18 protein-coding genes and 1 tRNA gene are annotated in these 25,283 nt (G+C 68.8%); 8 read left to right on the top strand and 11 right to left on the bottom strand.

Annotated elements, in window-relative coordinates:
- Positions 1-626 precede the first annotated feature (626 nt).
- Positions 627-1,586, top strand: a complete 960-nt coding sequence (locus ABZS40_RS29985) for a tetratricopeptide repeat protein (RefSeq protein ID WP_354947047.1) — start codon at positions 627-629, stop codon at positions 1,584-1,586.
- Positions 1,583-2,320, top strand: a complete 738-nt coding sequence (locus tag ABZS40_RS29980) for a hypothetical protein (protein WP_354947045.1) — start codon at positions 1,583-1,585, stop codon at positions 2,318-2,320. The genes ABZS40_RS29985 and ABZS40_RS29980 overlap by 4 nt, the downstream gene beginning before the upstream one ends.
- 33 nt (positions 2,321-2,353) lie before the next feature.
- Here ABZS40_RS29980 and ABZS40_RS29975 read toward each other — a convergent pair whose 3' ends face one another.
- Positions 2,354-3,448, bottom strand: coding sequence for an HNH endonuclease signature motif containing protein (locus tag ABZS40_RS29975; protein ID WP_354947044.1), 1,095 nt, complete (start codon positions 3,446-3,448; stop codon positions 2,354-2,356).
- Positions 3,449-3,728: 280 nt separating this feature from the next.
- Here ABZS40_RS29975 and ABZS40_RS29970 point away from each other — a divergent pair, with 280 nt between their 5' ends.
- Entirely contained in the window at positions 3,729-4,340 is a 612-nt protein-coding gene (locus ABZS40_RS29970) for a hypothetical protein (protein ID WP_354947042.1), read from the top strand.
- An 899-nt stretch (positions 4,341-5,239) separates the two neighbouring features.
- A tRNA-Lys gene (locus ABZS40_RS29965) sits at positions 5,240-5,312 on the top strand.
- A 436-nt stretch (positions 5,313-5,748) separates the two neighbouring features.
- Here the strand turns inward: ABZS40_RS29965 and ABZS40_RS29960 are convergent.
- The gene (locus ABZS40_RS29960; protein WP_354947040.1) at positions 5,749-7,119 is read right to left on the bottom strand and encodes a hypothetical protein; all 1,371 of its coding nucleotides are present in this window, start codon (positions 7,117-7,119) and stop codon (positions 5,749-5,751) included.
- 439 nt (positions 7,120-7,558) lie between these two features.
- Here ABZS40_RS29960 and ABZS40_RS29955 point away from each other — a divergent pair, with 439 nt between their 5' ends.
- The 4 genes from ABZS40_RS29955 (at position 7,559) to ABZS40_RS29940 (ending at position 18,198) form a co-directional block, all read left to right on the top strand.
- Positions 7,559-8,536 (top strand): TauD/TfdA family dioxygenase, encoded by a 978-nt coding sequence (locus ABZS40_RS29955; RefSeq protein ID WP_354947107.1) that lies wholly within the window; start codon positions 7,559-7,561, stop codon positions 8,534-8,536.
- An 11-nt stretch (positions 8,537-8,547) separates the two neighbouring features.
- Positions 8,548-9,255: a DUF6875 domain-containing protein gene (locus ABZS40_RS29950; RefSeq protein WP_354947038.1), complete on the top strand. Its 708-nt coding sequence runs from the start codon at positions 8,548-8,550 to the stop codon at positions 9,253-9,255.
- Positions 9,252-16,493: an amino acid adenylation domain-containing protein gene (locus ABZS40_RS29945; protein ID WP_354947036.1), complete on the top strand. Its 7,242-nt coding sequence runs from the start codon at positions 9,252-9,254 to the stop codon at positions 16,491-16,493. The genes ABZS40_RS29950 and ABZS40_RS29945 overlap by 4 nt, the downstream gene beginning before the upstream one ends.
- Positions 16,494-16,704: 211 nt before the next feature.
- Positions 16,705-18,198: an IMP dehydrogenase gene (locus ABZS40_RS29940; protein ID WP_354947034.1), complete on the top strand. Its 1,494-nt coding sequence runs from the start codon at positions 16,705-16,707 to the stop codon at positions 18,196-18,198.
- Positions 18,199-18,480: 282 nt separating this feature from the next.
- Here the strand turns inward: ABZS40_RS29940 and ABZS40_RS29935 are convergent, their stop codons facing one another.
- The 9 genes from ABZS40_RS29935 to dcm form a co-directional block, all read right to left on the bottom strand.
- Positions 18,481-19,959 (bottom strand): tyrosine-type recombinase/integrase, encoded by a 1,479-nt coding sequence (locus tag ABZS40_RS29935; protein ID WP_354947032.1) that lies wholly within the window; start codon positions 19,957-19,959, stop codon positions 18,481-18,483.
- Positions 19,960-20,044: 85 nt separating this feature from the next.
- Entirely contained in the window at positions 20,045-20,350 is a 306-nt protein-coding gene (locus tag ABZS40_RS29930; protein WP_354947030.1) for a helix-turn-helix domain-containing protein, read from the bottom strand.
- A 690-nt stretch (positions 20,351-21,040) separates the two neighbouring features.
- Entirely contained in the window at positions 21,041-21,607 is a 567-nt protein-coding gene (locus ABZS40_RS29925) for a hypothetical protein (RefSeq protein WP_354947028.1), read from the bottom strand.
- Positions 21,608-21,795: 188 nt separating this feature from the next.
- Complete coding sequence (locus ABZS40_RS29920) at positions 21,796-21,939, bottom strand: hypothetical protein (protein WP_354947026.1); 144 nt, start codon at positions 21,937-21,939, stop codon at positions 21,796-21,798.
- 49 nt (positions 21,940-21,988) lie between these two features.
- Positions 21,989-22,192, bottom strand: a complete 204-nt coding sequence (locus ABZS40_RS29915) for a hypothetical protein (RefSeq protein WP_354947024.1) — start codon at positions 22,190-22,192, stop codon at positions 21,989-21,991.
- Positions 22,193-22,303: 111 nt separating this feature from the next.
- Entirely contained in the window at positions 22,304-22,756 is a 453-nt protein-coding gene (locus ABZS40_RS29910) for an XF1762 family protein (protein WP_354947022.1), read from the bottom strand.
- Positions 22,753-23,910, bottom strand: coding sequence for a site-specific DNA-methyltransferase (locus ABZS40_RS29905; protein WP_354947020.1), 1,158 nt, complete (start codon positions 23,908-23,910; stop codon positions 22,753-22,755). The genes ABZS40_RS29910 and ABZS40_RS29905 overlap by 4 nt, the downstream gene beginning before the upstream one ends.
- Entirely contained in the window at positions 23,907-24,788 is an 882-nt protein-coding gene (locus ABZS40_RS29900; RefSeq protein ID WP_354947018.1) for a hypothetical protein, read from the bottom strand. The genes ABZS40_RS29905 and ABZS40_RS29900 overlap by 4 nt, the downstream gene beginning before the upstream one ends.
- Positions 24,757-25,278 carry a DNA (cytosine-5-)-methyltransferase gene (gene dcm / locus ABZS40_RS29895; protein ID WP_354947105.1) on the bottom strand — a complete coding sequence of 174 codons (522 nt, stop codon included), beginning with the start codon at positions 25,276-25,278 and terminating at the stop codon, positions 24,757-24,759. Before dcm ends, ABZS40_RS29900 begins: the two co-directional genes overlap by 32 nt.
- Positions 25,279-25,283 lie beyond the last annotated feature (5 nt).

Here is a 25,283-nt window from a genome sequence, read left to right as displayed (position 1 = left end):
GGGGCGGGACGCCGGCGTGGCCGGCGGCGGCGCTTCCCCCGTTCGCCGCCGCCGGCCACCACACCTGCCGCCCGGACGAAGAAAGGACACCGTGGGCTCCCCGCACCAACTCGCTGATGCCGCCGTCACCGCAGCGCCCACCGCTGCCGACGACGGCAACAGTGGCGAGGCAGACACGGCGCGACAGCGGATGCACATCCGGCTCGCCGGGACATACCGCGACTGCGCCGATACCGGCCTCGCCGCCTACCACTACTGCCACGGCACCCCGCCTCGCCCGCAAGCACCCCGAGCCGATCCGCCGCCAGGTACAGCACGCGGCGAGCCACCCACCCCGGCCCGAGCAACGCGTCGTGTGCACCTACCAGCCCGCACGACGCGTCACGTGAGCCCTCCGAAACGCGCAGCTGAGCGCCGCCATGCCAAGGACCGCCGATATGCCGACTTCCCGGGAGCACCCGAACACCGTGAGCACCATCCCCGCGCGGCCAGCCGGCCAGCAGCACGCGGCCCGCAGCCCCATGGTCGTGGCCGCTGCGCGACAACACCAGCACAGCGAGACTGACGGCGAAGTTCTGCTGTCGCTGCCTCCCGGCCTGCTGTGGTGCCGTCTGTGCTGCCAGCGCATGACCGTGATCCTTACCGCCACCGCAGGTGCGGGCTATGACTGCCCGCCCGGCTGCTCACGCTCGCCGCTGCCCGCCGCACGGATCGTCGACATCATTGGCCGGGCCGTGCTTCAGCACACACCGCGCATCCTGCCGGCCGCCACCGTTGCCTACAGCCGCGAGGCCGCAGCCGCCTACGCGGGCCGGGTGATCAGCCGCGTGGCCGTGGGGCGCCAACCCGCCGACCTGCACATCACCTGGCGGACCGTCGCCATCGACATCACGCGGCCCCCCAGGCACCTCAAACAAGCCCGCACGGTCGCCGCCACCAACCCCGCGTACGCCCGCGAGCTGCTGCACGCCGCGCTCGCCGCCGTCGACCCCGGTGCCGCCCCCGCCGATCCCGAACACGCCGCCGCCGCCCACCTGCAGGCCGATGTGCTCCTCCGCCTCGGACACCCCGCATCGGCGATCCGCTGGGCCACCTACGCCCACCACGCCTACACCCATCTACACGGCCCCGCCGCCACGAAGACGCTGGCCGCCCTGCACACCCGCGCCGCCGCCCACCGGTACGCAGGCCACCGCCAGCAGGCCTACTACCTCTACCGCCACCTCACTGAACAACTCACCGCCACCGCCGGCCCCGACGCCCATCCGACCCTCGCCGCGCAGGCCAGCCTCGCCCTCGTCCTCCAGCAGCTCGGCCACCGAGCCCGCGCCCGCGGCCTGCTCGCAGACACCATCACCGCGCACCGACGTGCTCACCCCGCGCATCCCGCAACGGCGCGGATGATCAGCCACCTCGCCGCCATGGAGCAGGACAGCTCCGCCGAAACCGACGACACCCACCACAGCCTGGGGCAACAATCTTCACCCGATGAAGCGGCACGACACGCCGCCAGCCACACAGTCGGCATCACCGACCCGGGACATGTTCCTCCGACCGAAACCGAGGATGGGAGCGCAGCCTCATGACCGACGCCATCAACCCCGCCGACCCCGACAACCACGTCGACGGACTCCCCGAAGGGCAGCAGTGGCCTGCGGCGGCGCGTACGACGCTCACCCGGACATTGACCGACCAGATCAGCCGGGTTGGGGTCCGCGCCGGGCAGCGGGTTCTCGACCTCACCGGAGACGCCGACCGGCGGTACGTGACCGGTGTGGTCGGACCGCACGGCGGCCTTGTCACCGTGCACACGCGCACCGGCGCGGCGCACTACCCCGCCGAGCCGGGCGGCTTCGACGTCGTACTCGCCGAGCGCCCGGACCGCGATGACACTCTCGCGCTCCTGACCGCGCTGCTGCGCCCCGGAGGATGGCTCATCCTCGCCAGCATCATTGACGTACCGCCGGTCATCTACAGCGCCCCCGAACAGGCCGCGAGCGTCGTCGAGACAGTGGTCCTGGCGGTCAATCACCTTGCTGCCGCGCCCGCTGTGCCGCGGTCGGCCGACGACACCGCCCGGCTGCTCATCGGCCTCGGCATGGACCACGTCTGTGCCGCCACCTTGACCGAGACCAGCCGCGGCGGCGGACCCGGATGCACCCGCTACCGCCACCGCGCCCAACACCTGCGCGAGCAACTCATCAACGCCGGGCTCACCACCAGCGATCTAGACAACTTCGACAGCGCCATGCGCGATCCGAGGGTGGTGCTGCGCCTTAACCACAGCGTTGCCGTTCACGCCCAGCTCACGCACGCTTGATGCCGACCGGCCCAGGAACGTCGTCAGCGCCGTTTACTTGCCTGTCCCAAACCAGAAGTACCCAAGAACAGCCAGGATGAAAGCCGCTCCGAAAGCCGATCCCGCTAAAAAAAGTTTCAACCGGCTTCCCGGGGTTCCCTTCTGCCGTTGGTAGGCGAGGTTCTGCGATGCCTGCTGAAGGGCGGTCACGATGTGCTTCTGGGCTTGGATGTGGCCAGCCGCGCGCGATGCCTGTTGCGCTACTCGCTCCATTTCGGCCACTGACTCTGCGAAATACTCAAACCTGTTGACCGCGGTAGTGATACTGGCCGCCTCCGCAGTGGCGCTAGCAAGCTTGCCTGCCGCTTCCGCGAGCATGGGCGCGTATTCAGGAAGCTGGAGTGTCTGGCTGGCATCGCGGACCATCCACGCGTATTCAGGCAACTGAAGTCGCTGTCCAGCGTCGCGGACCATCCATGCGTATTCTGGAAGCTGCAGCTCACGCCCTGCCTGGTGCATAAGGACCGCATACTCAGGCAGTTGCAGTGATCGCGCGGATTCGAGCATCAGCGGCGCGTTCTCCGCCAAGGCGAGGGTGCGGGCGGCGTCTTCAAGTGCGCTGACGGTGTTCGGGTCGAGCATGGGACGCGAGTAAGCTTCGTCCACTAGCACCTGAACTAAGTCAGCCGTCGCCCTGCTGATCGACATCAGCTCGCGGGTGTCAGCAAGAATTCGTTCGCGAGTGTCGGTTACGACGTCGACGAAAATTTCACGGACCTGATCCGGCGTCACTTTACCCAGACCCTCAAGGCTCTCCTGCAGATCCAACTCTCGGTCGTTTTTCCACTTGTGCAAGAGGTCTGACGAGTACCTCTTTCTCGTTTCGATCCCGTCGACCTTATCGTGATGAGGCTTGCACAGCAGGATGAGATTGCTCCAATGGTCAACCCGTCCGGATTCGTACAACTTCTGATCATATCGAGGGCCGTTCGGATAACCGCAGATGTGAGCGATCTGCACAACGATGCACGGGTCATTCTCATCATCGATCTCGAAGACCGCGCTCTTGCAGGTAGGCGCGTAGCAGTAGCCGCGACTCAAGACGAACAGCGCCTTTTCGACCGCAGCTGGGTACTTCCGCTTGCTCATAAGCCCTCCAGCCCACCCGTCGAAACGAAACGTGACCGAGTCAAAGCAGAGCGTAAGCGCCGGGCTGCGCCAATTCCACCCTCAGAAGCACAGCGCTCCACCGGTCGCGTCGCCCCTCGGTCGAGGACGCCAACGCCAGCCGGACAGGCTCCGGGGTTCAGTCGCAGTCAGGCTTATCTCTTCTGGATCGACGGTGGCCGCGTGGACGGCCTCCTGGCTCCTGAGGCAGCTACCTACTACCGTGCGATGAAGCACCACCTGAGGAGGACGCGTGCGTCGAATGACCAAGTTCCAGCAGACGGTCGAACGGCTGCGCGACGAGGGCCAACGTCACGGCCTCGACATCTCTGCGAGCACCGCGCAGAGCGTCCTCGCCGAACTTGTCACCACCAACGCCGCGACCCTCGGGATCCGTGAAGACACCTTCGTACGGTCACACCTTCCCGCAATTGACATCGCCGGCCTCGTAACCCACCTCAGGCACGCGAATGACGCGCAGGAACGCGAGGTCACCAACGCTTCCCCCGCGGTGCTCAACATGGCGGCTACCGGCCGACTCATCGCGTCGCTCGCCCAAGCCGTGCGGTGTGTCAGCCTCAACCACGACCGACTCACGCAGGGGGACCACGACAAGTGGGAGGCCGTCGGAGTCCTCGACGACGCCAGCAACTGCCTGACGCTGCTCGGCGAAGCCGTGAGCAACAGCCATACCACAGCGCAGGGCGACGTTGTGCTCTGCAGCGACGAGAGCGTCGTCTACGCACGGCGCGCCCTCACCCAGACCATCGCTAACCTCCGCCGAGGCGGCTGGACCTTCGCCCACGGCCGGCAGCTCGACGCGGACGTCGCCGCCTGCATGACCGCGGACCTAAAACTCCTCTCGCCTGAATGATCACGCCAGCCGACGGGCGGCTCGGCCGTCCCGACGCGCTGAGGATGAACAGCCCTGCCCTGGCACGCCGCCAGGAGATTGCGATGAAGGCACTAGCACCCCAGGGCCGACCGGTAGGGGCACCGCAACCTGTCCCGGCGGGGCTGTGTGAGCAACCGGAGATCGTGCGGCAGCCGCAGGCGACAACGTAAGCCTTCGACGGTCGGTGATCTTCAACAATCGAGCGGCTGCTGGAGCGGCGGTGTCGGATGTTGAACCAGCCGCTGGCCAGCAACAACTCCGGCTTCCCGGAGAAGGGCGTGCACCCGGTCGGACGCGCGGCATAACATCTTGGCTGCCACCCATTTCCAGATCAACGAGGGCTTGGCCGATCCCACTTCGCACAGGCGTGCGCTGGATGATCGCCGCCTCTACCCGCCGCGGAGAACTGCCGCGATCAACCCGACCGCCGCCACCGGCATCCCCGACCAGGCCATGTTCGCGACGAAGCCTGCCCTGCTGTCCCGGCGCGGGCCGGTCGTAAAGCCTGGCGGTGCCGCGCACGGCGATCCGGCCCCGCCGGATCAGTACGATTTTCTGCCGCGTCGCGAACTGCCGGGCGGTCATTGCGTTGAACGGCCCATCGACAGCAACCGGCACGATCCAGGCTCGCTGAACCGAGCGCACTGCTGCAGTACGGGGACGGGTCAGATTCTGCACATGCTGCGTGGCTCGCCGTCCGAGGCCATCAACCAGGCGTGTGGGAGCGAGCACTTACGGCCGGGCGAACCGGGAGGACCCAGCTGCGCGAGTGCCACCGTCTGCGCCGCGGCGTGCTGTGCCTTGACGAGGGCCGGAGCACGTCTAGGGTTAAGTCGCGCGGCTACTCGACAGAACCTCGGGTAACCTTGTGGCGCGGCGGGCCGCTAGCTCAATCGGTAGAGCTGCTGACTTTTAATCAGTAGGTTCGGGGTTCGAGCCCCCGGCGGCCCACAGATGTAGCCTCTGAACTGCGAATGCTGGCGTTGATATGACTGCGCTTACCGACGATCTTCGGATTTTGGCGTCCGGAGGGCGTCGGGTCGCTTGGGGTACTGCCTGCCTAACCTGGGCGAGCGTCTCTCTTCCGACCTGGTGTCCGATTCAACACGTGCAGGCCTCTATCAGGCGATCGGCCAGGCCTCTATCAGGCGATCGGCGTGGCTACCTGGGCAGAGATGGCGGCTGACGTAAACGCCGACTGGCCGTTTGGCGGTCTGCGCCACCGCGCTAGCCGCGGTTCGGTCGGCTCGCTGGGTCTTCCGTCCGGTACCCGAGGGACGGCGACTGGGCCGTGAGCTGGGCATTTTGACGACTCTCCGACGGGGAGCAATGTGCCGGCGACGGGTGCACAGCCGTTCGGGCAGGGCGGCGTGCGTACCGAGTTGACTTAGCCCAGTGGTCCTTGCCCAGAAGCACGCCGGTGCTCGACCGTGGCTTTCCTCAGCACATCGCGGGCCTTCGCGTGATCGCAGCTCGTGTCACGTAGCTGCCGAATCACGTCGTCCAGGTATCCCGCCACCCGAGGCGAGTCGACTATTGCGGTCAGGTCCAGCGCTTGGTCGAGCGGTTCGCACGCGGCTACGGGATCGCTCACCTGTAGCCGGGCGTACGCCAGGTCGCAGAGGGCGAGCAGGCGGTCTCTCGGGTACGCACTCGTGGCGATGTTGGCGCGCTGCGCCAGGTAGGAGGCCGCGTCGTCGGGCCGGCTAAGAGCCAACCAAGCTCGACCGGTCGCCCCGTCGACTGCCGCCGCGGTCAGCCACTCAGACCACCATGGCGGATCGCCACGGCTGACGTCCCCGAGCTGCTCGTGCGCGCGGGCGGTAGCTCGCTTGACGCCGTCGACGTCGCCTCGGCGCCCGGCGATGGTGATGTCCCGCTGGGCGATCACGGCCAGCACACGGCTCGACAGGTCGCTGCGGCCGGATGCTATCGCGATCAGCGTGCCAGCTTCGGTGTGGTGGCCCAGCCAGGATTCCTGGTAGGCGGCCGAGGCTAGCAGGTTCGCGGTGGCCTGATGCAGCGCGGGATCGGAGCGTGCCTCGCGGGCCACCCGGAGCCCGGTCAGGTATACCCGCTGAGCTCGCGCGTGCTCGGCTGCGTCGAACAGCATCCAGCCGTATGTCTCGGACATCTCGATGTAGAGACGGTGAAGTTGCCGACCTTCGGCATCCCCGTACGAGCATCGGGTGACGACTTGCCCGAGTGTGCTCCACAGGCCACCCGCCCACACGAGTGCCGGCCTGCTGCCCTCGGTGTCGTCCAATTCGCGGCTACGCCGCACGGACGCCTCGATGTTGGCCAGGAGCGACGTGGACACACGATCGCCGTCGAGCGCCGACCTGAGGTTCTGCGCTGCCGGCAGGAGGAGGTCCAGGGCGCACGCGGTCACTGCGGATCCGGTCAGCAGCACGAACTTGCGGCGCTTCATGTCGTCTCCCTGGCTGGCCAGTAACAGCTCCCCGGCGGTGACGTTGTATGGGTCATCGAGGGCATGGGACCGTCGGCCGGGTCCATCCCAGCCTAAGTCGGCGGGCGTCACACGCAATCCTCGATGCAGGTGTAGGACGGCGACGATGTCGCCCATGGTCGTCGCCGATGGCTGGCGGCCCTGCACCCATTTGTAGGCGCTCTTGGCGTGCAGGGCCGATGCGCCGCGCTTGCGCCGTACCTCATTGATCCTGGCGATGAGCTGCTCAGGGCTCCACCCGAGGGCAGTCATATGGGTACGCAGCGGCGATTCGTGCGACGCGGTCATGTCGCCCTCAAGTCCTTTGTGGCTCGTTTGCGTGCCCGAAGGTAGCACTATTTCGGCTCCTGTCCGACTCCCGGAGGTGTCCCGCACCGAGCGGGTGTCCTACACCGTTTCGCTGCGTACACCGGTTGCACCCGGCACCCCGCTTCCCTGTCTAGCCCGGGAAGAGCCAACGACCGAAGCTGATGTCGCAGCAGCGGGAGCCGCTTCCGAGGTTGATATCGCCGCTGTTTTCGGCCGAGGTCAGTGAATTAGGGATCGCCGGCACCGTGGCTGTGGCTTGACGACCTGAATTTCAGGACGAGAGCAAGTGCGGCGCGACTGAATCGAGGCCAACAACATCGGTCCGAACTCGCGCCGCAGACCCTTTCCGGACGTCATCGGGACGTCGCTCAGCTAACAAACAGGGGAAATGATCATGCCAAGAGCAGACGTGGCCGACATGCTCACCGTGCGCCGAGCCGCCGGCCACATCGGTGCGTACGTCGGCGGCATCGACCTGTCCGGCGACCTCAATGACGCCACAATCGAGAACCTGCGGGCGGAACTGCTGGCCCACAAGGTCCTGTTCTTTCGCAACCAAAATCTGAACCATCCTGCGCACATCGCCCTGGGGCAGAGATTTGGGACGCTGACAGTCCGATCGCGTTCCCAGAGCAACGAATCCCTCGACTTGTACCCCCAGATCCTGACGATTTCGCCGCAGATCGACCGGGACATGTACGGGGTCGACTACGAAGCTCACTACCGGCTCCGATGGGCTTCGGGCATCACCGGCTGGCACACCGACATGTCGCACGTGGTAAATCCTCCGGCGGCTTCGATCCTGCGGGCCGAGACCGTCCCGCCCTTCGGCGGCGACACCCAATGGACCAACCTCGTGGCCGCCTACGACGGACTGTCGGCCCCGATGCGGGATTTGTGCGATGGCCTGACAGCCGAGCACAACTTCTTCGCCGGCTACCGGATGGATCCGTCCCACCCGGTCGACCGCAAGATCATCGACATGATCGGCGACGACGCGCCGGTCGCGGTGCACCCGGTGGTCCGGGTTCATCCAGAGACCGGAGAGCGCGCGCTGTTCGTCAACCCGTCGCGCACCGCGCGGATCCTGGGGCTGTCGCCGGCCGAGAGCAGCGCCCTGTTGGCCCTACTGTTCGAGCAGGTGACCCGGCCTGAGTACACGGTGCGGTTCGGTTGGGAGCCGGGGTCCGTAGCGTTCTGGGACAACCGGGCCACCGCGCACCTGGCAGCCCCGGACATCGACCACCTGGACGGCGTCGAGCGGGTCCTGCACCGCGTAACAATCATCGGCGACCGGCCCACCGGCCCCGACGGATTCACGTCACATGCCATCTCCGGGAAGCCGCTGGTCGCGAACTTCGCGGGCGAAGAGTCTCCGGAAGCACGCGGCCGGTGAGGGCCGCGTCAATGCCGAGCCACACCACGTCCAATCGCCGAGCGCGCGTCGAACCTGGCTCCCTGACCAGCGCGGCCGGCGCCGCTGACCTCTTTCCCCGGTACCCGATGTACCAGCAGGGGCTGGATTGGTTGGAGCAGTTCGTGGTCCGCCCTCATCCAGACTTGGGCCGGCCCGGCGCGGTGTGCCCACGGCTGGCGCCCGCCATGCGCGCGGACACGGTGCGGTTGGTCGCGATCGCCCTCACGGGCACGTCATTTGAGCACGCTGTTGAGGCCGGTTATGTCCTGGGGCAGCTATTCGACGAACTCACCCCGGATGCGGATCGGCAGTCGGCGGCGCTGCTGGGGTTCTTCCCCGGGCTCCCGGCGCAGGACGCCGCGGACTTCATCGACGGCGGCCACCGACTGGCGCGGCCGTGGTTCGTCGAGCGCGGGCTGATGCTCGGGGAGTTCCACCCCACGAGCGCCGTCGGCAGTGTTCACAACCCTGACCTGCCGGTGATGCGCTGCCCGGCGCCCATGTTCGCGGTACGCGCGATCACGCCTCACGACCTCATGTTCCTCGATCAGCCCGACACCCCGCTCTCCGACCGGCTGATCTACCTGGATGCCTTCCGCCGACACGTCGGCGCACGGCTCAGCCCGGCGGCCAAAGCGGGCCTACAAACGCGGATCACCGAGGTCCGCGCCGCCCTGAATTCGGGAGAATCGTCGTGACCATCGATGCACCGGCAGCGCTTGAGGCACCGTCGCTGGCGACCGCGTTGGAAGCCGCCTACCGCGATCATCGGAGCACGGCGGCGATCATCGCCCCGTCGCAGACGTGGACCTACGAGGACCTGGCGTCGAACGCGCACGCGGTCGCCGCTGCGGTGCGCTTCGCCTGCGCGCGGACCCCGAGCCGGCCCGCCGTCGTGGCGATTGTCCTCGAACGGTCCCCCGAGTTCGTTGCCACGGTGCTGGGCGTCCTCGCCGCCGGCGCGGTCTACCTTCCGCTGGATCCCGACGCGCCCGACGCCTACCTGCGTCAGGTGTTCGGGGAGGCCCGGCCGGTCCTGGTCGTGACCAGCGCCAGCCGGGAGGCGCAGCTGCGGGCCGAGACCGATGCGCCGGTGTGTACGTATCCCGATCTGACCCGGCAGCCGGGCGTCCGGCCGCTGCCGGACGAGACTGCGGCGCCGGCAGACCCGGCGTTCGTGATCTACACCTCCGGGTCGACCGGGACGCCGAAGGGGGTTGTGGTGCCGCACGCGGCGTTGCTGAACTCCACCGCGGCGCGCGTCGACCAGTACGGGCCCGCCGGGCGGGTGCTCCTGCTGCACTCACCGGCATTCGACGTGCCGACCGGCGTCTTGTTCTGGACTGTGCTGACCGGCGGCACCCTGATCATCGACCCGGCGCGGCTGGCCGACGTCGCCGCGACCGTGGACCTGGTGCACCGGCATCAGATCACCCACCTGATCTACCCGGCGTCGCTGTACGGCGTGTTCCTGGATCGGGCCGCAGAGCGGCCCCCGTCCACGCTCCAGGCCGTAGGAATCGGCAGTGAGCGTTGGAGCCCAGCTCTGATCGGCCGGCACGCCGCTCTGCTGCCCGGTACCTCGCTGGTCAACGAGTTCGGCCCTGCGGAAGCATGCGTCTGCTCCAGCTACGGCCTGGTCTACGACGCGGCGACGGGGCAGCAATCGCCGATGAGCATCGGCCTGCCGGTGCGCAACACGGGCTACCTGCTGCTGGATGATGCCGGCGACATCGCCGTCCGGTCCGGCGAATTGGCCATCACCGGCGCCAACCTCGCCCTTGGCTACCTGAACAACCCTGCGCTGACCGCGCAGCGATTCGTCACCCTCGTCACTGGTGAGCGGGCCTACTTGACCGGTGACCTCGCCGAGCGGAGCCCGGCGGGGGACTTCAGGTTCCTCGGCCGTGCTGACCGGCAGGTTCAGGTCGGCGGACATCGCGTCGAGCCGGGTCACATCGAGACCGTCCTGATGGGTCATCCCAAGATCGTGCAGGCTCACGTCGTCGGTCGAGCCAGCGCCGACGGCGCCGGGTCGAGCACCCTCGTCGTCTACCTGGTGCCGCGCTCGGGAGCGGACGGCCCGGTCTCCACGCCCGCAGGTGACACCCCGCCGGCCGGGTCTGGTCCGTTGACGGCCGACTGCGACCGGTACCTGCGCAGTCGGGTTCCGGCCTACCTGGTCCCCTCCGCGTACGTGGTGCTGCCTGAACTGCCTCGGACGCCGGCCGGCAAGATCGACGAGGCGGCGCTGCCCGACCCGGCGCTCTTCGCCGCAGCCAGGACCGTGGCCGCTGCTCCAACGGACCCGTTGCAGCAGCACCTGATGAGGGCCGCCGCAGACCTTTTGGGCGCGCCTACGGTGCCCGTAGACCAGCCGTTGACGATGCTGGGGGCCAGCTCACTGGTCCTGATCCGCCTAGCCGCAGTCATCGCCCACGAGCACGGCGTCGACGTGCCGATCAGCTCACTGTTCGCCACACCGGCTATCAACCAGATCGCCGAGCTGGTCCGGGCGGGCAGCCCCTCCAGCCGGCCGCCGCTACGCCCGGGTGCTGGCGAGCCCGAGCGCTTCTACGGCAGCGCCTGGCCGCTCAGTGGCCAGCAGCGCCAGATCTGGGTCCTGACGCAGCTGGCGCCCGACGCGCTGGCCTACAGCACCCAGTTCTCCCTGCGGATGTCCGGTCCGCTGGACGTCGACGCCCTTGAGGCGGCCCTGTCCCACGTGGTTGACCGTCACGAGATCCTGCGCAGCACCTTCCACGACGCTCCCGCCGGGCCGACCCAGGTCGTGCGCGAACCGTGGGCCGCGCGGGTAGACCTGGTCGACCTCAGCGACCTCGGCGACGACGACCAAGCGGCAGAGCTGACCTCCCGGATCAAGGCGGCGGTGCAAGCGGGCTTCGATGTGGCGGTGCTGCCGCTGGTGCGCTGGCACCTGTTCCGGCTGGGGCCGCAGTCATGGCGGCTCTTGCAGGTAGAGCATCACTTCGCCCATGACGGCTGGTCAGCGCAGCTGTTCCTGGCCGAGCTGCGGGACGCCTACCGGGCGATCGTCGACGGTGAAGTCCCGCACCTCGACGCGTTGCCCGCGCAGTACCGCGACTACGCCACCTGGTACCAGGGGTGGCAGGACACCAGCGACTACGCCGACCAGGTCGCGTACTGGCGGGCCCGGATGGACGGGTGCCCGCTGGAGGGGGCCACGTTCACCTCTGACCGGCCCCGGCTGGCCGCGCGGACCTACCGCGGCGACCGGCTGGTTGCCCACATCCCACCCGAGACCGTGCACCGCCTCGACGTGCTGGCCACCGAGCACGGGGTGAGTAGGTTCGCGGTGTTCCTGGCCGCGTTCGCCGTGCAGGTGTGGCAGCACACCCGAGCGCGGGACATGGTGATCGGCTCAGCTCTGGTCAACCGGCGGCAGGCCGGCACCGAGAACCTGCTGGGCATGTTCGTTAACGCTCTCCCGCTTCGCTTGGGCGTCGACCCCGACAGCAGCACCGCGGAGCTGCTCCGTCGCACCATGACCACTCTGCTGGGGGCACAGGACCATCAGGAACTGCCGCTGCTGGACCTGCTGGCGCATCTGGATGTGCCTCGCGATCCGGGCAATCCACTGTTCAACCTGATGTTCGCCTTCCACGACACCCCTCGGCCAGACTTCCAGGTCGGGCCGTTGAGCGGACAACTGGTGATCGAGCACAACCGGACCGCGAAGGCTGACCTCAACGTCGTGTGCGTGCCCGACCCGCCCATCCCGGGCGCGGCTGAGCACCGGCCCGGGATGAGCATCCTGTGGGAGTTCGACAGCGACCTGTTCGATACCGACACCGCGCAGGAGCTCCTGACCGGCTACCAGCGAATCTTGGATGTCCTGCCGCAGACACCCGACCGGCCGGTGCGTGACCTGGACCTGCTGGGACGCTCTGAGACCGCCCGGATCCTGTCTCTCGGTAGCGGACCGCTCGACGCCGTAGCGTTCAGCACCCTGCACGCGGGCTTCGACTCGGCCGCCTCCGCCCACCCGGACGGCGTTGCGCTCGAACAGGGCAGCACCCAGTGGACGTATCGGGACGTCGACCTCTACGCCGGGGCGCTCCAGCAACACCTCACCGCTCTCGGGGTGCGGCCCGGTGACGTCGTGGCGGTGGCCTGCCAGCCGGGCGTCGAGCTGATCAGCACGATCCTGGCCACCCTGCGACTCGGCGCCGTGTACGTCTGCCTGGACTCCGACCAGCCCCCGGCGCGGACGACGCTGATGCTCGCCGACGCCGAGGCGCGCGTCATTGTCACCACCCACCAGGCCGCGAACGACGACGACACCCAGTGGCCGCCGCCCGGCGCGGCCCTTCTCTACGCCGACGACCTTGCAGACGGCCCCGCACCCCTAGCCGCGATGCCGCCGGCATCACCCGACCTGCGTCCAGACGATCCCGCTTACCTCGTCTACACCTCGGGGTCCAGCGGCACCCCGAAGGCAGTCGTGACCACACACGCCAACGCCGCCGCAGCCGTGCACGCCCGGACTCGCCACCACGGCGCAGTCACGCCGGCGTCTACGCGCACGCTGATCACCCTGCCGACAATCTTCGACGTCGCGCCGCACATGATGCTCTGGACTCTCTGGAGCGGCGGCACGATCGTCCTGCCGGACACCGCCGGGCAGGTCCACGACCCCGACCAGATCCGGGCGCTGATCGACCGGCACCAGGTCACGCACGTCAACTTCACCGCGTCGTTCTACCGTGCTCTGCTCACCACGGTGCCCACCGGATGGCAGTCACCTCTGCGGGTCGTGGCTATCGGCGGTGAGGCGTGCGGACCCGACGACGTGCGCGAACATGCCCGCCGGCTGCCCGAGGTGGCCCTGGACAACGAGTACGGCCCTACCGAGGGCACCGTCTGGTGCTCCGTCGCGCGGCTGTACCCGCCGCTGCCGGGCGCGGGTTCTCGGGTGAGCGTGGGTCTCCCGCTGACCAACAACAGCATGTTCGTCCTGAGCACGGACGGCGACGTTCTACCGGTGGGCGCCGCCGGCGAGCTGTGCATCGGTGGCTCCGGTGTCGCCGCCGGCTACAACCGTCAGCCCGACCTGACTCAGCAGCGGTTTGTGACCCTCCAGCAGGGCCCATTGGCCGGACATCGGCTCTACCGGACCGGTGACCGGGCACGCCTGAGCGCCGGCCAGTTCGAGATCCTCGGACGCCTCGACGACCAGGTGAAGATCCGTGGATTCCGGGTCGAGCTCGGCGAGGTCACCGCCTGCCTGCTCCAGCACCCCTCCGTCAACGACGCCACAGTGACGGTGCAGGGCCGCAGCGACGCGGGGCGGCTGGTCGGCTTCGTCGCGACGGATCGCCCCGATCTGGGCCTGCCAGACCTGCTGCGCGCCTGGACCGCGCAGCGCCTGCCCCCGTACATGACCCCGGCGGAGTACGTCGTCGTCGGCGAGCTTCCTCGCACCGCGACCGGGAAGCTCCGCCCGGACTGCCTGAACGCGCTCATTGCTCCGGCCGAGACGCCGAGTCCGATCACCACGGCGACGACGGACCGCCAGGCCCGGCTCCTGCAGGCATGGGGCGAGCAACTCCAACGCCCGGACCTCGGCATTGACGACGACTTTTTCGCCTGCGGCGGCGACTCGCTCCAGGCGATCAAGGCAGCGGCCCGGGCCCGTGACCTCGGGGTTGAGGTGACCGTCGCGCAGCTCGTGTCCGCGCCGACCGTCCGCGCCCTCGACCGCTTGCTCAACACCCCCGACGAGGACGCCGCCGCCGTCGCGTCCTCGGCCGCCGTGCGGCGCCCCAAGGGCACCGGGCTCGCACTGACCCCGATCCAGGCATGGTTCTTCGCCCAAGCCTTCGCCGATCCGGATCACTTCCACCAGGCACGGCTCTTCACCCTCCCCGACACCTGCGACCTGTCGAGCCTGCGCGCCGCCGTGACGTGGGCGCTCGAACGCCATGACGCCTTCCGGACCCGCTTCACCGATAACGGGGGCGCGTGGACCGCCGTCCTGGACGAGGCTGCGCCCGGCGACATCCTCGGCGATCACACCCTCCCCCCGTCCGGCGACGATAAGACGCCAACCCGGCTGAACCGCGTCTTGGAGGGTCTGCACCACGACCTGAGCATCACGTCCGGGCGGCTGGCATCGGTCACGATCGTGCACGAGACCGGCGGCCCGCAGCGCTGGCTGTACGTGATCGCCCACCACCTCGTCATCGACGCGGTGTCCTGGCAGATCCTCGTCGACGACATCGAACGGGCGTACCGCCTGCTGCGCGCCGGACAGTCCCTGCCCATGGCCAACGCACCCGGCCTGCCCGCCCACGTAACGACCCCAACCGGGGTGGGCCCGGAAGCAGAACCCCACTGGTCGGACCTGGCCACGGCGGTGAAGCCGGCGCTGCGCGGCACCGGCCCGGGTGGCCGGCCGGCCCCGGTCGGCGCGCGGATCCGGGCGCACCGGCGGTTGTCGACCTACGCCGGCGTGTACCTGCGCCACGACGCCCACCAACTCCGCGGCGTCGGCGCTCAAGCCATCCTGCTGGCCGCGCTCCGGCGGGCGCTGGCACCCCTCACCGACAGCCCGGACCTATACGTCTGGCTCGAAGGCCACGGACGCTCCCACAGCGGGTCCGCCGGCCTTGAGGATGTCGTCGGATGGCTGACGACCCTCTACCCGGCCCTGCTCACCGCCACCGATACGCACCCGGGACGGCTCATCGATGTCGCCGCCGACTTCCAGCGGCAGCTCTCGACAGTCCCCGACGGTGGAGCTGGTTTCGGACAGGCCCGCTACCTGCACCCCGGGTCACCGCTCGGGCGCGAGCTGGACGCCCTCGCTGCCCCGCAAATCACGTTCAACTACCTCGGACACCACCAACCCGCAGGGCCAGACCGAGTCCTGCGCCCCGCCCTCGGCCCGGCCGGAGCAGCCATCGCCGCCAGCAACGTCCTGCCCACGCCGATCGACCTCACGGTGGCCGCCGACCCCGACGGCGTCATGTCCTGCCGATTCCTGATCGACCCAGGACTTCTCACTCCGGCAGACGCCGAGGAGATGGCCGACCGCTTCGCCCGTGAGGTGGAGGCAGCCGCCCGTCTCATCTCCCTCACCCCGGACCCCGTGCAGGAAGACGCACGCACGCTGTTCCTGATCCATCCCGTCGGCGGAAAAGTCGATTGGTACGCGGAACTGGTCGCAGCCCTCGGCCCTGGCTGGGACTGCTATGGCCTTCCCCACGACGGCTCCACCGCCGCAGAAACAATGCCAGCGATGGCAAAGACGTACCTGGATCGGGTGCGCGCCATCAAACCCGATGGCGCATACACCCTGACCGGATGGTGTCTCGGCGCGGTGCTGGCCTACGAGATGGTCCAGCACACACAGCGTGACGGCGACGGCCACCGAGTCGCCGACCTGCTCCTGCTCGACCCGCCCCACGCCGAGCAACCCGTCGACGGCGACGAAGCCATCCTCATCCACGTGCAGCTCGCCCTGATGCGCCACGCCCTGCCGGACCAGCCGCGACAGGCAATCACAGACGCCCTGGACGCCACCGAAGCCCTGGGAATCGAGGACCGAGCCCACGCACTGGCCGCGATCTTCGCTCCCGAGGCCGCCACCTCACCGGCGTGGCCCGGCCAGTACGAGTCACTGCTACACCAGTTGCGAGTCCGGCTCGTCTGCCACGCGGCGTTGACCGCTTGGCGCCCAGCCGGTCAGACAGCGCAACTGCGGCTGATCCTGCCGACTACCGTCACCCCCGGAACCGAAAACGCGACCGAGACGTGGCAGGCCCGAAGCACCGACGTGCAGGTGACCACGGTCGTGGGCGACCACGAGAGCATGCTCGCCCGTCCGGGACTTGAACAGATCACCGCACTTCTGCCGGATCATTGCCAGGGCGGCACCGACGACCGATGATCATTCGCAGCGCCGCGTACTCGCATCTTGGACACGTTATGGCAGGTGCGCTGTCCCTCGTTATTGAACGGGATTCAACATGGTGGCACTCTGCGACACGACACCGACGGAATGGGCGTTTCGGGTGAGGCTCACTTGCCTGATAGCGTTCTCCGATCGGCTCGGTCGCCCGCACTAAAGTGCGGCACCCGACTCTCAAGGAGTAAAAGCAGTGCAGATCCTGCCCGAGATCTCCCGCACCTTCGGCGAGTACCTGCTGCTGCCCAACCTCACCGACGACGGGTGCACGCCGGAGCACGTGGATCTGTCGGCTCCCGTTGTGCGCCACCGAGTCGGGGAAACCTCACCACTGCGGATCGCCGTCCCCATGGTCAGCGCGATCATGGGGGCGGTGTCCTCGCCCAGGCTCGCCATCGCTCTGGCCCAGTGCGGAGGGCTAGCGTTCATCCACCAGAACCAGCCAATCGCCGAACAGGCCGAGATGGTGGCCGCGGTCAAGCGCCACAAGGCCGGTTTCCGGCACAGCGACATCAACATCAAGCCGACCGCCACCCTCGGAGAGGTCGGCGACCTCCTAGCCGCCGCTGAACGCGACGTCGCCGTCGTGACCGACGACGGAAGCCCCGGCGGGACGTTCCTGGGGTTGATCTCCACCAGCGACTTCAACGTCCACCGCCACGACCTCGGCGACAGCGTCGAGTCTCGGATGCGCCCCGCGGCGGGCCTCGCCACCGCTCCGACGGGCATATCGCTGTCTGATGCGAACACCCTGATCTGGGATGCCCGTCAGGACGTCCTGCCGATCGTCGACGAGGACGGCCGGCTCGCCTCGATCGTGCTGCGCAGGGACTACGAGCTGCACAAGCAGTTCCGCAAGGAAAGCATCGACGAGGACAAACGTTTCATGGTCGGCGCGGGGGTCAACACCCATGACTACCGCGAGCGAATCCCGGCCCTCGTGTCCGCAGGGGCGGACGTCCTGTGCCTGGACTCCTCCGATGGCTACTCCACCTGGCAGAGCAAAGTCCTGCAGTTCGTCCGCGAGCGGTACGGCGATTCGGTTCGCATCGGGGCCGGCAACGTCGTGGACGGGCGAGGTTTCCGATATCTCGCCGAGGCCGGCGCCGACTTCATCAAGGTCGGGATCGGCGGAGGGAGCATCTGCATCACCCGTGACCAGAAAGGCATCGGTCGCGGCCAAGCATCCGCCCTCGCCGACGTCGTGCGCGAACGCGACACGTACGCGCAGGAGACCGGCCAGTACATCCCCCTCTGCTCCGACGGCGGCGTCCTGCACGACTCTCACATGGCCATCGCCTTAGCCTTCGGCGCTGACTTCCTCATGCTCGGGCGCTACTTCGCCCGATACGAGGAAAGCCCGTCGCCCCTGGTCAAAGTCGACGGCCAACTCTTCAAGGAATACTGGGGCGAAGGCAGCCAGCGCGCCCGCAACGCCGCCCGCTACGGGCAGAGCAAGACCCTCGTCTTCGAAGAGGGGGTCGACGGGTACGTCCCCTTCGCCGGCAGCCTTTACGACAACGTCTCCGTCACCCTCGCCAAGATCACCTCCACGATGATCAGTTGCGGCTCGACGACCCTTCGGCGGTTCCACGACACCGCGACCCTCGTTGAGGTCTCACACCAGAGCTACCTGCAAAACAGCGAAGACGTGCGGCTACGCGATCGACCCAACGCCATCGTGTGACCCAGCACCAGCGGATCGACCGATGCTAGAGCCAGTCGCGGTCGGCGGCCAACCGTTGGAGCATCCCGGCGGTCGCGGTGGTCAGCACCGCGCCGCCCTACGGCTGTCACTTCGCAGCCCGAACGAGGTCTGCGGCGGGTGTAGCGTGCTCTGGCTGTAAGAGCGGCGTCAATTCCTCCTCCCAGGCGGCGAGCCGGATGCGGTCGGTCGACACTGGTCGGCCGCACCCGGCATTGCCATGGGTCGCAGCACGCCCGATGGTGGAGGGGTTGATCGTATTGGTCAGGCGGCCCGTGGGCGTGGGCGGCGGGGAACGAGCGCGGCGGCGGCTTCGGCTTTGTCGCGTTCGACTTCGAGTTCGACGATGACGGAGGTGTAGGTGTCGCTGGTGATGGTGATGGTGGAGTGCCCGAGTAGTTCTTTGACGTCGGTGAGGTCGGCGCCGGAGGCTTTCAGGTAGGTCGCGGCGCAGTGCCGCAGGTCGTGCAGCCGGACCGGCGGCAGGCCGACGTCGCGCACGAGGCTGTCGAAGCGCTTGCTGACAGCGTCCGGGTGCCACTTCTCCCCGTTGGGCTGGACGAAGAAGAAGCCGGTGTCCGGCCATTTGCTGCCCGAGACGAGCCGCCAGCGGGCTCGGCGGGCGAGGTAGGTTCGCCACGCGGCGGCGGTGAAGCTGTCCAGTGCGAACGTGCGGTTACCGGATTCGGACTTGACTTTCTTGTCGACTGCTTCGTAGCCGACGGTGGTGCGTTGGAGGTCGATGGTTACCAGGGCGTCGTCGAGGTCGACGGTGGTGTCACGCAGGCCGAGTGCCTCACCGCGGCGCATCCCTCGGTGCATGATGCCCACGAACACCGGGTAGAGGGCGATGTCGTGATCTTGGGCGTAGTCGAGGAAGGCCCCGGCCTGAGCGGGGGTCCACACCATGACAGGGCTGGGTTTCTCCCCGGTCTCGCGCCACCTTGTTGAGGCCTTGTCCGTCCACACACGGGGTTTGGGTCGCTTGCCGGAGGGCAGTTCGACGTGTTTGGCCGGGTTGAAGTCGATGAGCCGGTTGTTGGAGCGTGCCATCGCGTCGTTGAGTGCCTTGCGCAGGACGGCGCGGATACGCTGTATGGTCGCCGATCCGGTGGCCCGTATCCCGCGGACGGTGGCGCGGATCTGCGGGTCCTCGCTCTGCTTGGCCACCTCGATGGCGGTGTTGCGGTCGGTGATCGCGGTGAACATCGCCGAGATGTGTTCGACCCGCAGCTTCACCAAGGAAATGGCGCCGAGGTGCGGGATGAGGTGCACCCGAATCTGGCAGCCGTAGGCGCGCTTCGTGCTCGGCTCGATGTTGCGCCGCGACTCCAGCCACTGTCGCAGGTATTCGCCGACGGTCATGTCGACGCTGGTGGGAAGTCCGGCGTTGACCCGCTTGGCGATGGTGTCGCGGTCAGGCATCGGCGCTCTGGCCTTGACCTGCTGCAGGAGGTCGGCGATCTCGGTCGCGAGGGCGGCGTCGTCGCCGGCGAGCGCCAGCAACGCTATGGCCTGCCCCTGGTCTCGGGCGGCGTCGTCGCGGCCGTCGAAGGCGTGGCGGCGGAGCGAGGCTCGGCGGGTCCCGTCGGGCCTTCTCGGCAGTTCGAGTTGGTATCCCCACTTGCCGTGATGGGAGTTCCAAGCGCCGCCGGCGCGGCGGAGCTGCGGGCATCGTGTGCCGAGTTTCTTGCCGTTGGGGTCGCGGCAGCTGCAGATTTTGTAGACGGATCCTTGCGCCATGGTGCTGTGGCTCCTCGGGGTTGTGGGGCAGCCGGTGGCTGCGGATTTTCGTACCGGGTGATCGACGCGTGACTTCGGCGGCCGGTCAAGTCACCGCCGCCGCGGGCGGATCGGGCGGTTGCTCATCGCCCGCGGGTAGGTGCAGGGCGTGCAGGATCGCCGCGACCGGTACGCGGTAGCGGCTGCCGAAGCGCAGCACGGCGACCGGGAACTGGTCGTTTTTGGCGAGTTCATAAGCGGTGGCGCGGGACAGGCCAAAGATTTCCGCAGCGGTGGCGATGTCGGTGATCAGGCCGAGGTCGTGGATCCGTTCGACGGTCCAAACGGCGCTGTCGGGTTGCCCATTTTTCGGGCTAGGGCGGTTGGTGATGTTGTGGTTGGGCGTGGTCATGGCATGGGTCCTTTCGGGCACTTGGGGTGACGTTGGCCGCCGACCGGGATTAGGCGGCTGCGGCGTGGCCTGGCGCGCTGTTGTGCGGTAGCCCGCCTGGGTGACGGGCCTACCCATCGAGGCAGGTGTCGCCGCGCTGGCGTTGAGCTGGTCAGGCCGGGACAGGGGTCGCGGCAGGTCGTAACGGTGCGAAGCTGGAGTGGTGCCGGTTTGACCTGCCGGAATCAGGTAGGTGCCCGTCAGCCGAGTGGCCAGCCGGTGGCGGGAGCAAGGAGCAGCCGCTGCGGTGGGGTGCCCCTTGCGCTGGGCGCGGTGGGATCTCCTCGCGCGGCCTCGACGGTCAGGCGGCGGCGAGTCCGTTGGTTCGTCAGCGGCGCCTGCTCAGAAGTGGTGGTCGAGTAGGTATCCAAGGTCCGTGCTTGGCCTACAGGCAGTCGTCGCTTCCTCATCGATCGACGCCGCCGCGTACTGCGGTCGCCCGCGCTCGGGCAGCTGGCACCATGCCGCTTGGGTGACGCCGACGATGCCGGGGAATGCGCTCCTACACCGGCCAGGATGCTGGGTGTGCCCTAGAGCGCGGGTGTCCGTGGCGCCCGCCCCGCGCGCCTGCCTTGCGGAGCCTGTCCGTGGGGCTGCGCTGGAGTCGGCGGGGGCGGGGTGGCCGGGTCTTGGTGTGGCCGGCCGGGGTGGTCAGGTTGTCATCGCCAGGACGTGGTGGGTCATATCGGTCCAGGCGACGCCGAGTGCGCCGCACTGGTCATCGAAGCAAAGTGCGAGAACCTGCCCGGCGGAGCCGTCGATGAACGCGTAGCTGACCGCCGGTTGGCGCGCCGCCGCTGGATGGGTTTCTATGACGAGGCTCCACCGGTCGCTGTGAAGTACGACCGCAACGGGGTCGCCGCGCAGGTTCCGGCCTACCACTACTGCAGCGGGTGGCGGTGCGGCGACGAGTTGTACAGCCTCGCCGATGATCGTGGCTGCCTGGGGATTCTCGTCTATCGGTGCGGTCAGGACCAGCACGGGGAAGAGGCCCGGGCGGCCGGTCCGGGCGGCGCCGGTCAGCCCGGCGGCGAGTTGATTCGCTGCCCGCCGTCGTAGTCGTTGGGCCTCCGTCGTGGTAGGGAGGTGGGTCGTCGCCGGTCGTACGGTGACGACTGGCCCGTTGAGGTTGTTCCGTCGGCGCGGGTTGCGCGACGCGCGCCGCGCCGACGCTCCAGTCATCGGTGGCAGGCTGTCGGGACGGTAGGAGTCGGACATTTGTTCTCCTCGGTGAGCATCGTGCTGTCGGGTCCGGCGTACAGCCGCCGTCGACACGAAGTCGGTCGTTGCCGTAGGCGCCGCCGCTCTTGGCGGATTCGAGGTTGGCCGTGCGCGTTTCCGGCGCTGTGGCTCTTACGGCCCGCGTGGGTGCCTCGGCCACCGGCCTGCGGTGCGACAGGACGTGGCTATGGGTTGTTGACGGTCTGCAGCCAGCTCAGGAGGTTCGGCAGGTTCTGGTCGGGTCCGAAGGCGAGGTAGGTGCCGTCGGCGGAGTGGCAGCCGATGGCGGTGGCGTGGCGTAGGCGCCGCAGGCTGTTGACTCGGCCCATGTGCACCCACAGGCCCCGTCGGCGGGCCTGCCCGGCCAGGCGCGCGGCGTCAGGGCCGAAGTTTCCAGGCGGTGCTACCGCCGATGAATAAGGCGTCGATGGCGTGCCAGGGCACCGCAGGTGCCTTCAGGCCGTCTTGGGCGACGAGCGCCGCCGGGTTCGTGGCGACGAACGCGACGATCGCCGCTAGCGCGGCGAGACCACGCCGCGTCAGCAGGGGATGAGTGGAGATGGCAGAGATCAAGGATGACAAAAGACGTTCCTTCGATGGTGTGTGGCAGCAGCTGGTGGGCGCCTCATCGAATCTCGACGGGCGCCCACCACGGGGTGGCTGGTTGAGGCGTTGGGAAGGCCGGTGGCAGGGTCAGGGCGGCGGCTGCCAGCGGAGTCGGGCGATATGATCGACGCCGTGGTCGCTGCGGGGTCGGGCAGCGCGTGACCAGCCGAGTGTGGGCGGCCGGGCGGCGACGATGCACCACCCAGCCGCCCGCAGGCTGGCTCCGGACTCGCCCTGCTGCGTGTAGGTGACCAACCGTCGGTAGCCGAGGGCTTTCGCGGCTCTCCAGGCGGCGCCGTAGAGCATGCTGCAGCCGTTCGGCGCGGTGTCGGCGACGGCGACGCGGGTGACTTCGAGGGTGTGGCCGTCGTCGAGCATCCGCGCGACGGGCCGGCCGACCACCGCCACCCCGACGAGAACGTCGTCCTCGGCGATGCCGATCGAGAATTTGTGTCCTCGGGGTGGGCGGTGGTGGCGGTGCCAGTCGGTGATGAACTGGCCGGCCTGGGCGAAGGTGACCGGCACGAGGCGCAGACTCACCTCGTGTCCTGCCCCAGGTGTGGGTGCAGTCGCGTGATGGCCTCGCGGTGGAACTGCTCGGCGATGTCGATGCCGATGTAGCGCCGGCCGAGTTGCATCGCGGCCAGGCCGGTGCTGGCGGCGCCGGAGAACGGGTCGAGGACCACGCCGCCGGCTGGGCAGCCGGCGGCGATCGCCCGTAGTGGCAGGTCGATGGGGAACGGGGCGATGTGGGAGCCGCGGTAGGGGCGGGTGGCGATGCGCCACACGTCCCCGGGGTTACGGCCCTTCTGGTGCGCGGCGGTGTGGGCGTGTCCGAGCGGTTTGAGGTTGCCCGCCGCGGCGCGTGGCTCGGTGGTGTCAGTGGCGCTGTACTTGCTGCCGTAGGCGCTCGCGCCTCGGCGGCGGGCGGTCGCGCCGATTCCGCCGGTGGCGCCTTTGCGGGCGCCGCCGATGATTCGGGTTCCGTCGGCGGCCCTTGGGTGGATCAGGGGTATCCGGATGGGGTCGAGGTCGAAGTAGTAGGTGGGTGACGGGGTGAGTAGGAACAGCAGTTCGTAGGTGGTGGACAGGCGGTCACGGACGGACTCGGGCATCGGGTTGGTCTTGGACCAGATGATCGCGTTGCGCAGCCACCAGCCGTCGGCTTGCAGCGCGAACGCGACCCGCCAGGGCACGCCGAGGAGGTTCTTCGCCGCCAGGGTGTCCTGCGCGCGGGGGCGCGCCGGTCGGCGGCCTGCGCGTTGTGGCTGGCCTGCTTGGGGTGCGCCGCCGGAGGCGCTGCTGTAGCTGTCCCCGAGGTTGAGCCAGCACGTGCCGCCGGGGGTGAGCACCCGCCGCACCTGGGCGAATACGTCGACCAGCCGGTCCACGTATTCATCGAGCGTGGGTTCGAGTCCGTACTGCGCATCGCACCATCGGGCAGGGCATCGCTGGCAGGTGACGCCGTCGACCCGACGCCGTGCGTCGTGCGGGCAGTCAGGGTTGCCGCCGCTCCAGCGGCCCGTGCCGTAGTCGCGCAGGCCCCAGAACGGCGGTGAGGTGACGACGCAGTCCACGGACGCGTCGGACATGGCGGTCAGAACCCGTCGGGTGTCACCGAGGTAGAGGGTGACCGGCCCTCCCTGGTGGTACTGGTAGTCGGCCAGGCTCGCCGCGTTGTCGTCTAGGGTCATGACGGCGCCTGCCAGCGGTGCGGGCACAGCAGTAGCCGCAGCGCGGCTGCTGCTTGTTGCGGGACGACGCCGTTGCCCAGGACCCGCAGCGCGAGAGTGCGCGGCAGGCCCAGCGCCGGGTCGGTGACGTGCCCTGCGTTGAGGCCCATCAGCCATTCCACGAACGGTGGGGCGAGCACGGGCTTGCCGTGCTGCCCGGTCTGGGTGGGCCCTGGCGCGGGGCGGCCGAGCAGCAGTTCCCAGCGGGCGATGGCGGCGGCGTAGCCGCCCCACCGGTCCTCGTCGAGGTGACCGAGACCGGCGACGGTGGTGCGCAGGTCCGCGCCCCCGTCGCCGTGGCGTCCGGGGCCGCGTCCGTCGGACGCGCGGGGAGTGGGCAGGGTGCGGGTGGGAACTCGAACCGCCGCCGACGGCAGGGTGAGATCGCCGTGTGAGCCGCGCTGTCCCGGGCAACCTTTCGCTCCGTCGGTGGCCCTTGGGGTGGGCAGCAGTACCTGCGACAGCGGGGGCCGGAAACCGGCCCCCGCCTTACGTCCGGGGGTGCCGGTGTCGCTGGCTCGTGGGGTGGGCAGCAGCCGGGTGGCGTCGGTCAGGGTCCGGCCCTGGTGATCGATTGGGGTGACGCGGCGGGCGGTGACGTTGGCCGAGGATCGGCTGTCGGCCACCGTCGGGGTGGGCATAAGCTGCCCGGCGATGCCGGCCAGGCTGGGCCGGCGAACCGCTCCCGTGGACGGGGATTTGTTCGACCCGTACGCCACCGCGGTGGGGGTAGGCAGCAGGCCATGGGTGGAGCCGGACGGCTCGATCAGGTCGGGCAGCCCGTACTGGTGCCCGGGGCCCTTGCCGTCACGGGCGCACGGCGTCGGCAACGTCCGCACCCCCGGCCCATAGCTCTCGGGGTGTGGCCAGCAGGAACAGTCGATCCCGGCGGTGAGCGGCGCCGACGTCGGATGCGCGTAGGCATGTCCAGCTCGTGTCGTACCCGAGCGCGGCCAGGTCGGCTTCGACGACGTCGAAGCCGCGGCGGAGGAGCGCGGCGACGTTCTCCACGAAGACGATCGGCGGTCGAAGCGCGCGAACGGCGTCAGCGACAGCGCTCCACAGGCTGGAGTGCGCTCCGGTGATGCCAGCGCGCTTGCCCGCGTTGCTGATGTCCTGGCAGGGGAATCCGGCGGTAAGGATGTCGACGCGCGGGACGGTGTGCCAGTCGACGGCGCGGATGTCGCCGAGGTTCGGTACGTCAGGCCAGTGGTGGGCGCAGACGGTGGCGGCGTGTCGGTCGGTTTCGGCGTACCAGGTGAGCTGGCCGCCGAGCACCAGCTCGACGGCCATGTCGAGGCCGCCGTAGCCGGTGCAGACCGATCCGATGCGGG

The sequence above is a fragment of the Micromonospora sp. NPDC005324 genome, assembly GCF_040607155.1.
In the GTDB taxonomy this organism is placed as follows: Bacteria; Actinomycetota; Actinomycetes; order Mycobacteriales; family Micromonosporaceae; genus Micromonospora; species Micromonospora trifolii.
This window is presented reverse-complemented; position numbering and strand designations above follow the sequence as displayed.

Coding starts and splice junctions, on each gene's coding strand:
- ABZS40_RS29985 (WP_354947047.1), top strand. CDS start 627: ATGACCGTGATCCTTACCGCCACCGCAGGTGCGGGCTATGACTGCCCG.
- ABZS40_RS29980 (WP_354947045.1), top strand. CDS start 1,583: ATGACCGACGCCATCAACCCCGCCGACCCCGACAACCACGTCGACGGA.
- ABZS40_RS29975 (WP_354947044.1), bottom strand. CDS start 3,448: ATGAGCAAGCGGAAGTACCCAGCTGCGGTCGAAAAGGCGCTGTTCGTC.
- ABZS40_RS29970 (WP_354947042.1), top strand. CDS start 3,729: ATGACCAAGTTCCAGCAGACGGTCGAACGGCTGCGCGACGAGGGCCAA.
- ABZS40_RS29960 (WP_354947040.1), bottom strand. CDS start 7,119: ATGACCGCGTCGCACGAATCGCCGCTGCGTACCCATATGACTGCCCTC.
- ABZS40_RS29955 (WP_354947107.1), top strand. CDS start 7,559: ATGCTCACCGTGCGCCGAGCCGCCGGCCACATCGGTGCGTACGTCGGC.
- ABZS40_RS29950 (WP_354947038.1), top strand. CDS start 8,548: ATGCCGAGCCACACCACGTCCAATCGCCGAGCGCGCGTCGAACCTGGC.
- ABZS40_RS29935 (WP_354947032.1), bottom strand. CDS start 19,959: ATGGCGCAAGGATCCGTCTACAAAATCTGCAGCTGCCGCGACCCCAAC.
- ABZS40_RS29930 (WP_354947030.1), bottom strand. CDS start 20,350: ATGACCACGCCCAACCACAACATCACCAACCGCCCTAGCCCGAAAAAT.
- ABZS40_RS29925 (WP_354947028.1), bottom strand. CDS start 21,607: ATGTCCGACTCCTACCGTCCCGACAGCCTGCCACCGATGACTGGAGCG.
- ABZS40_RS29920 (WP_354947026.1), bottom strand. CDS start 21,939: ATGGGCCGAGTCAACAGCCTGCGGCGCCTACGCCACGCCACCGCCATC.
- ABZS40_RS29905 (WP_354947020.1), bottom strand. CDS start 23,910: ATGACCCTAGACGACAACGCGGCGAGCCTGGCCGACTACCAGTACCAC.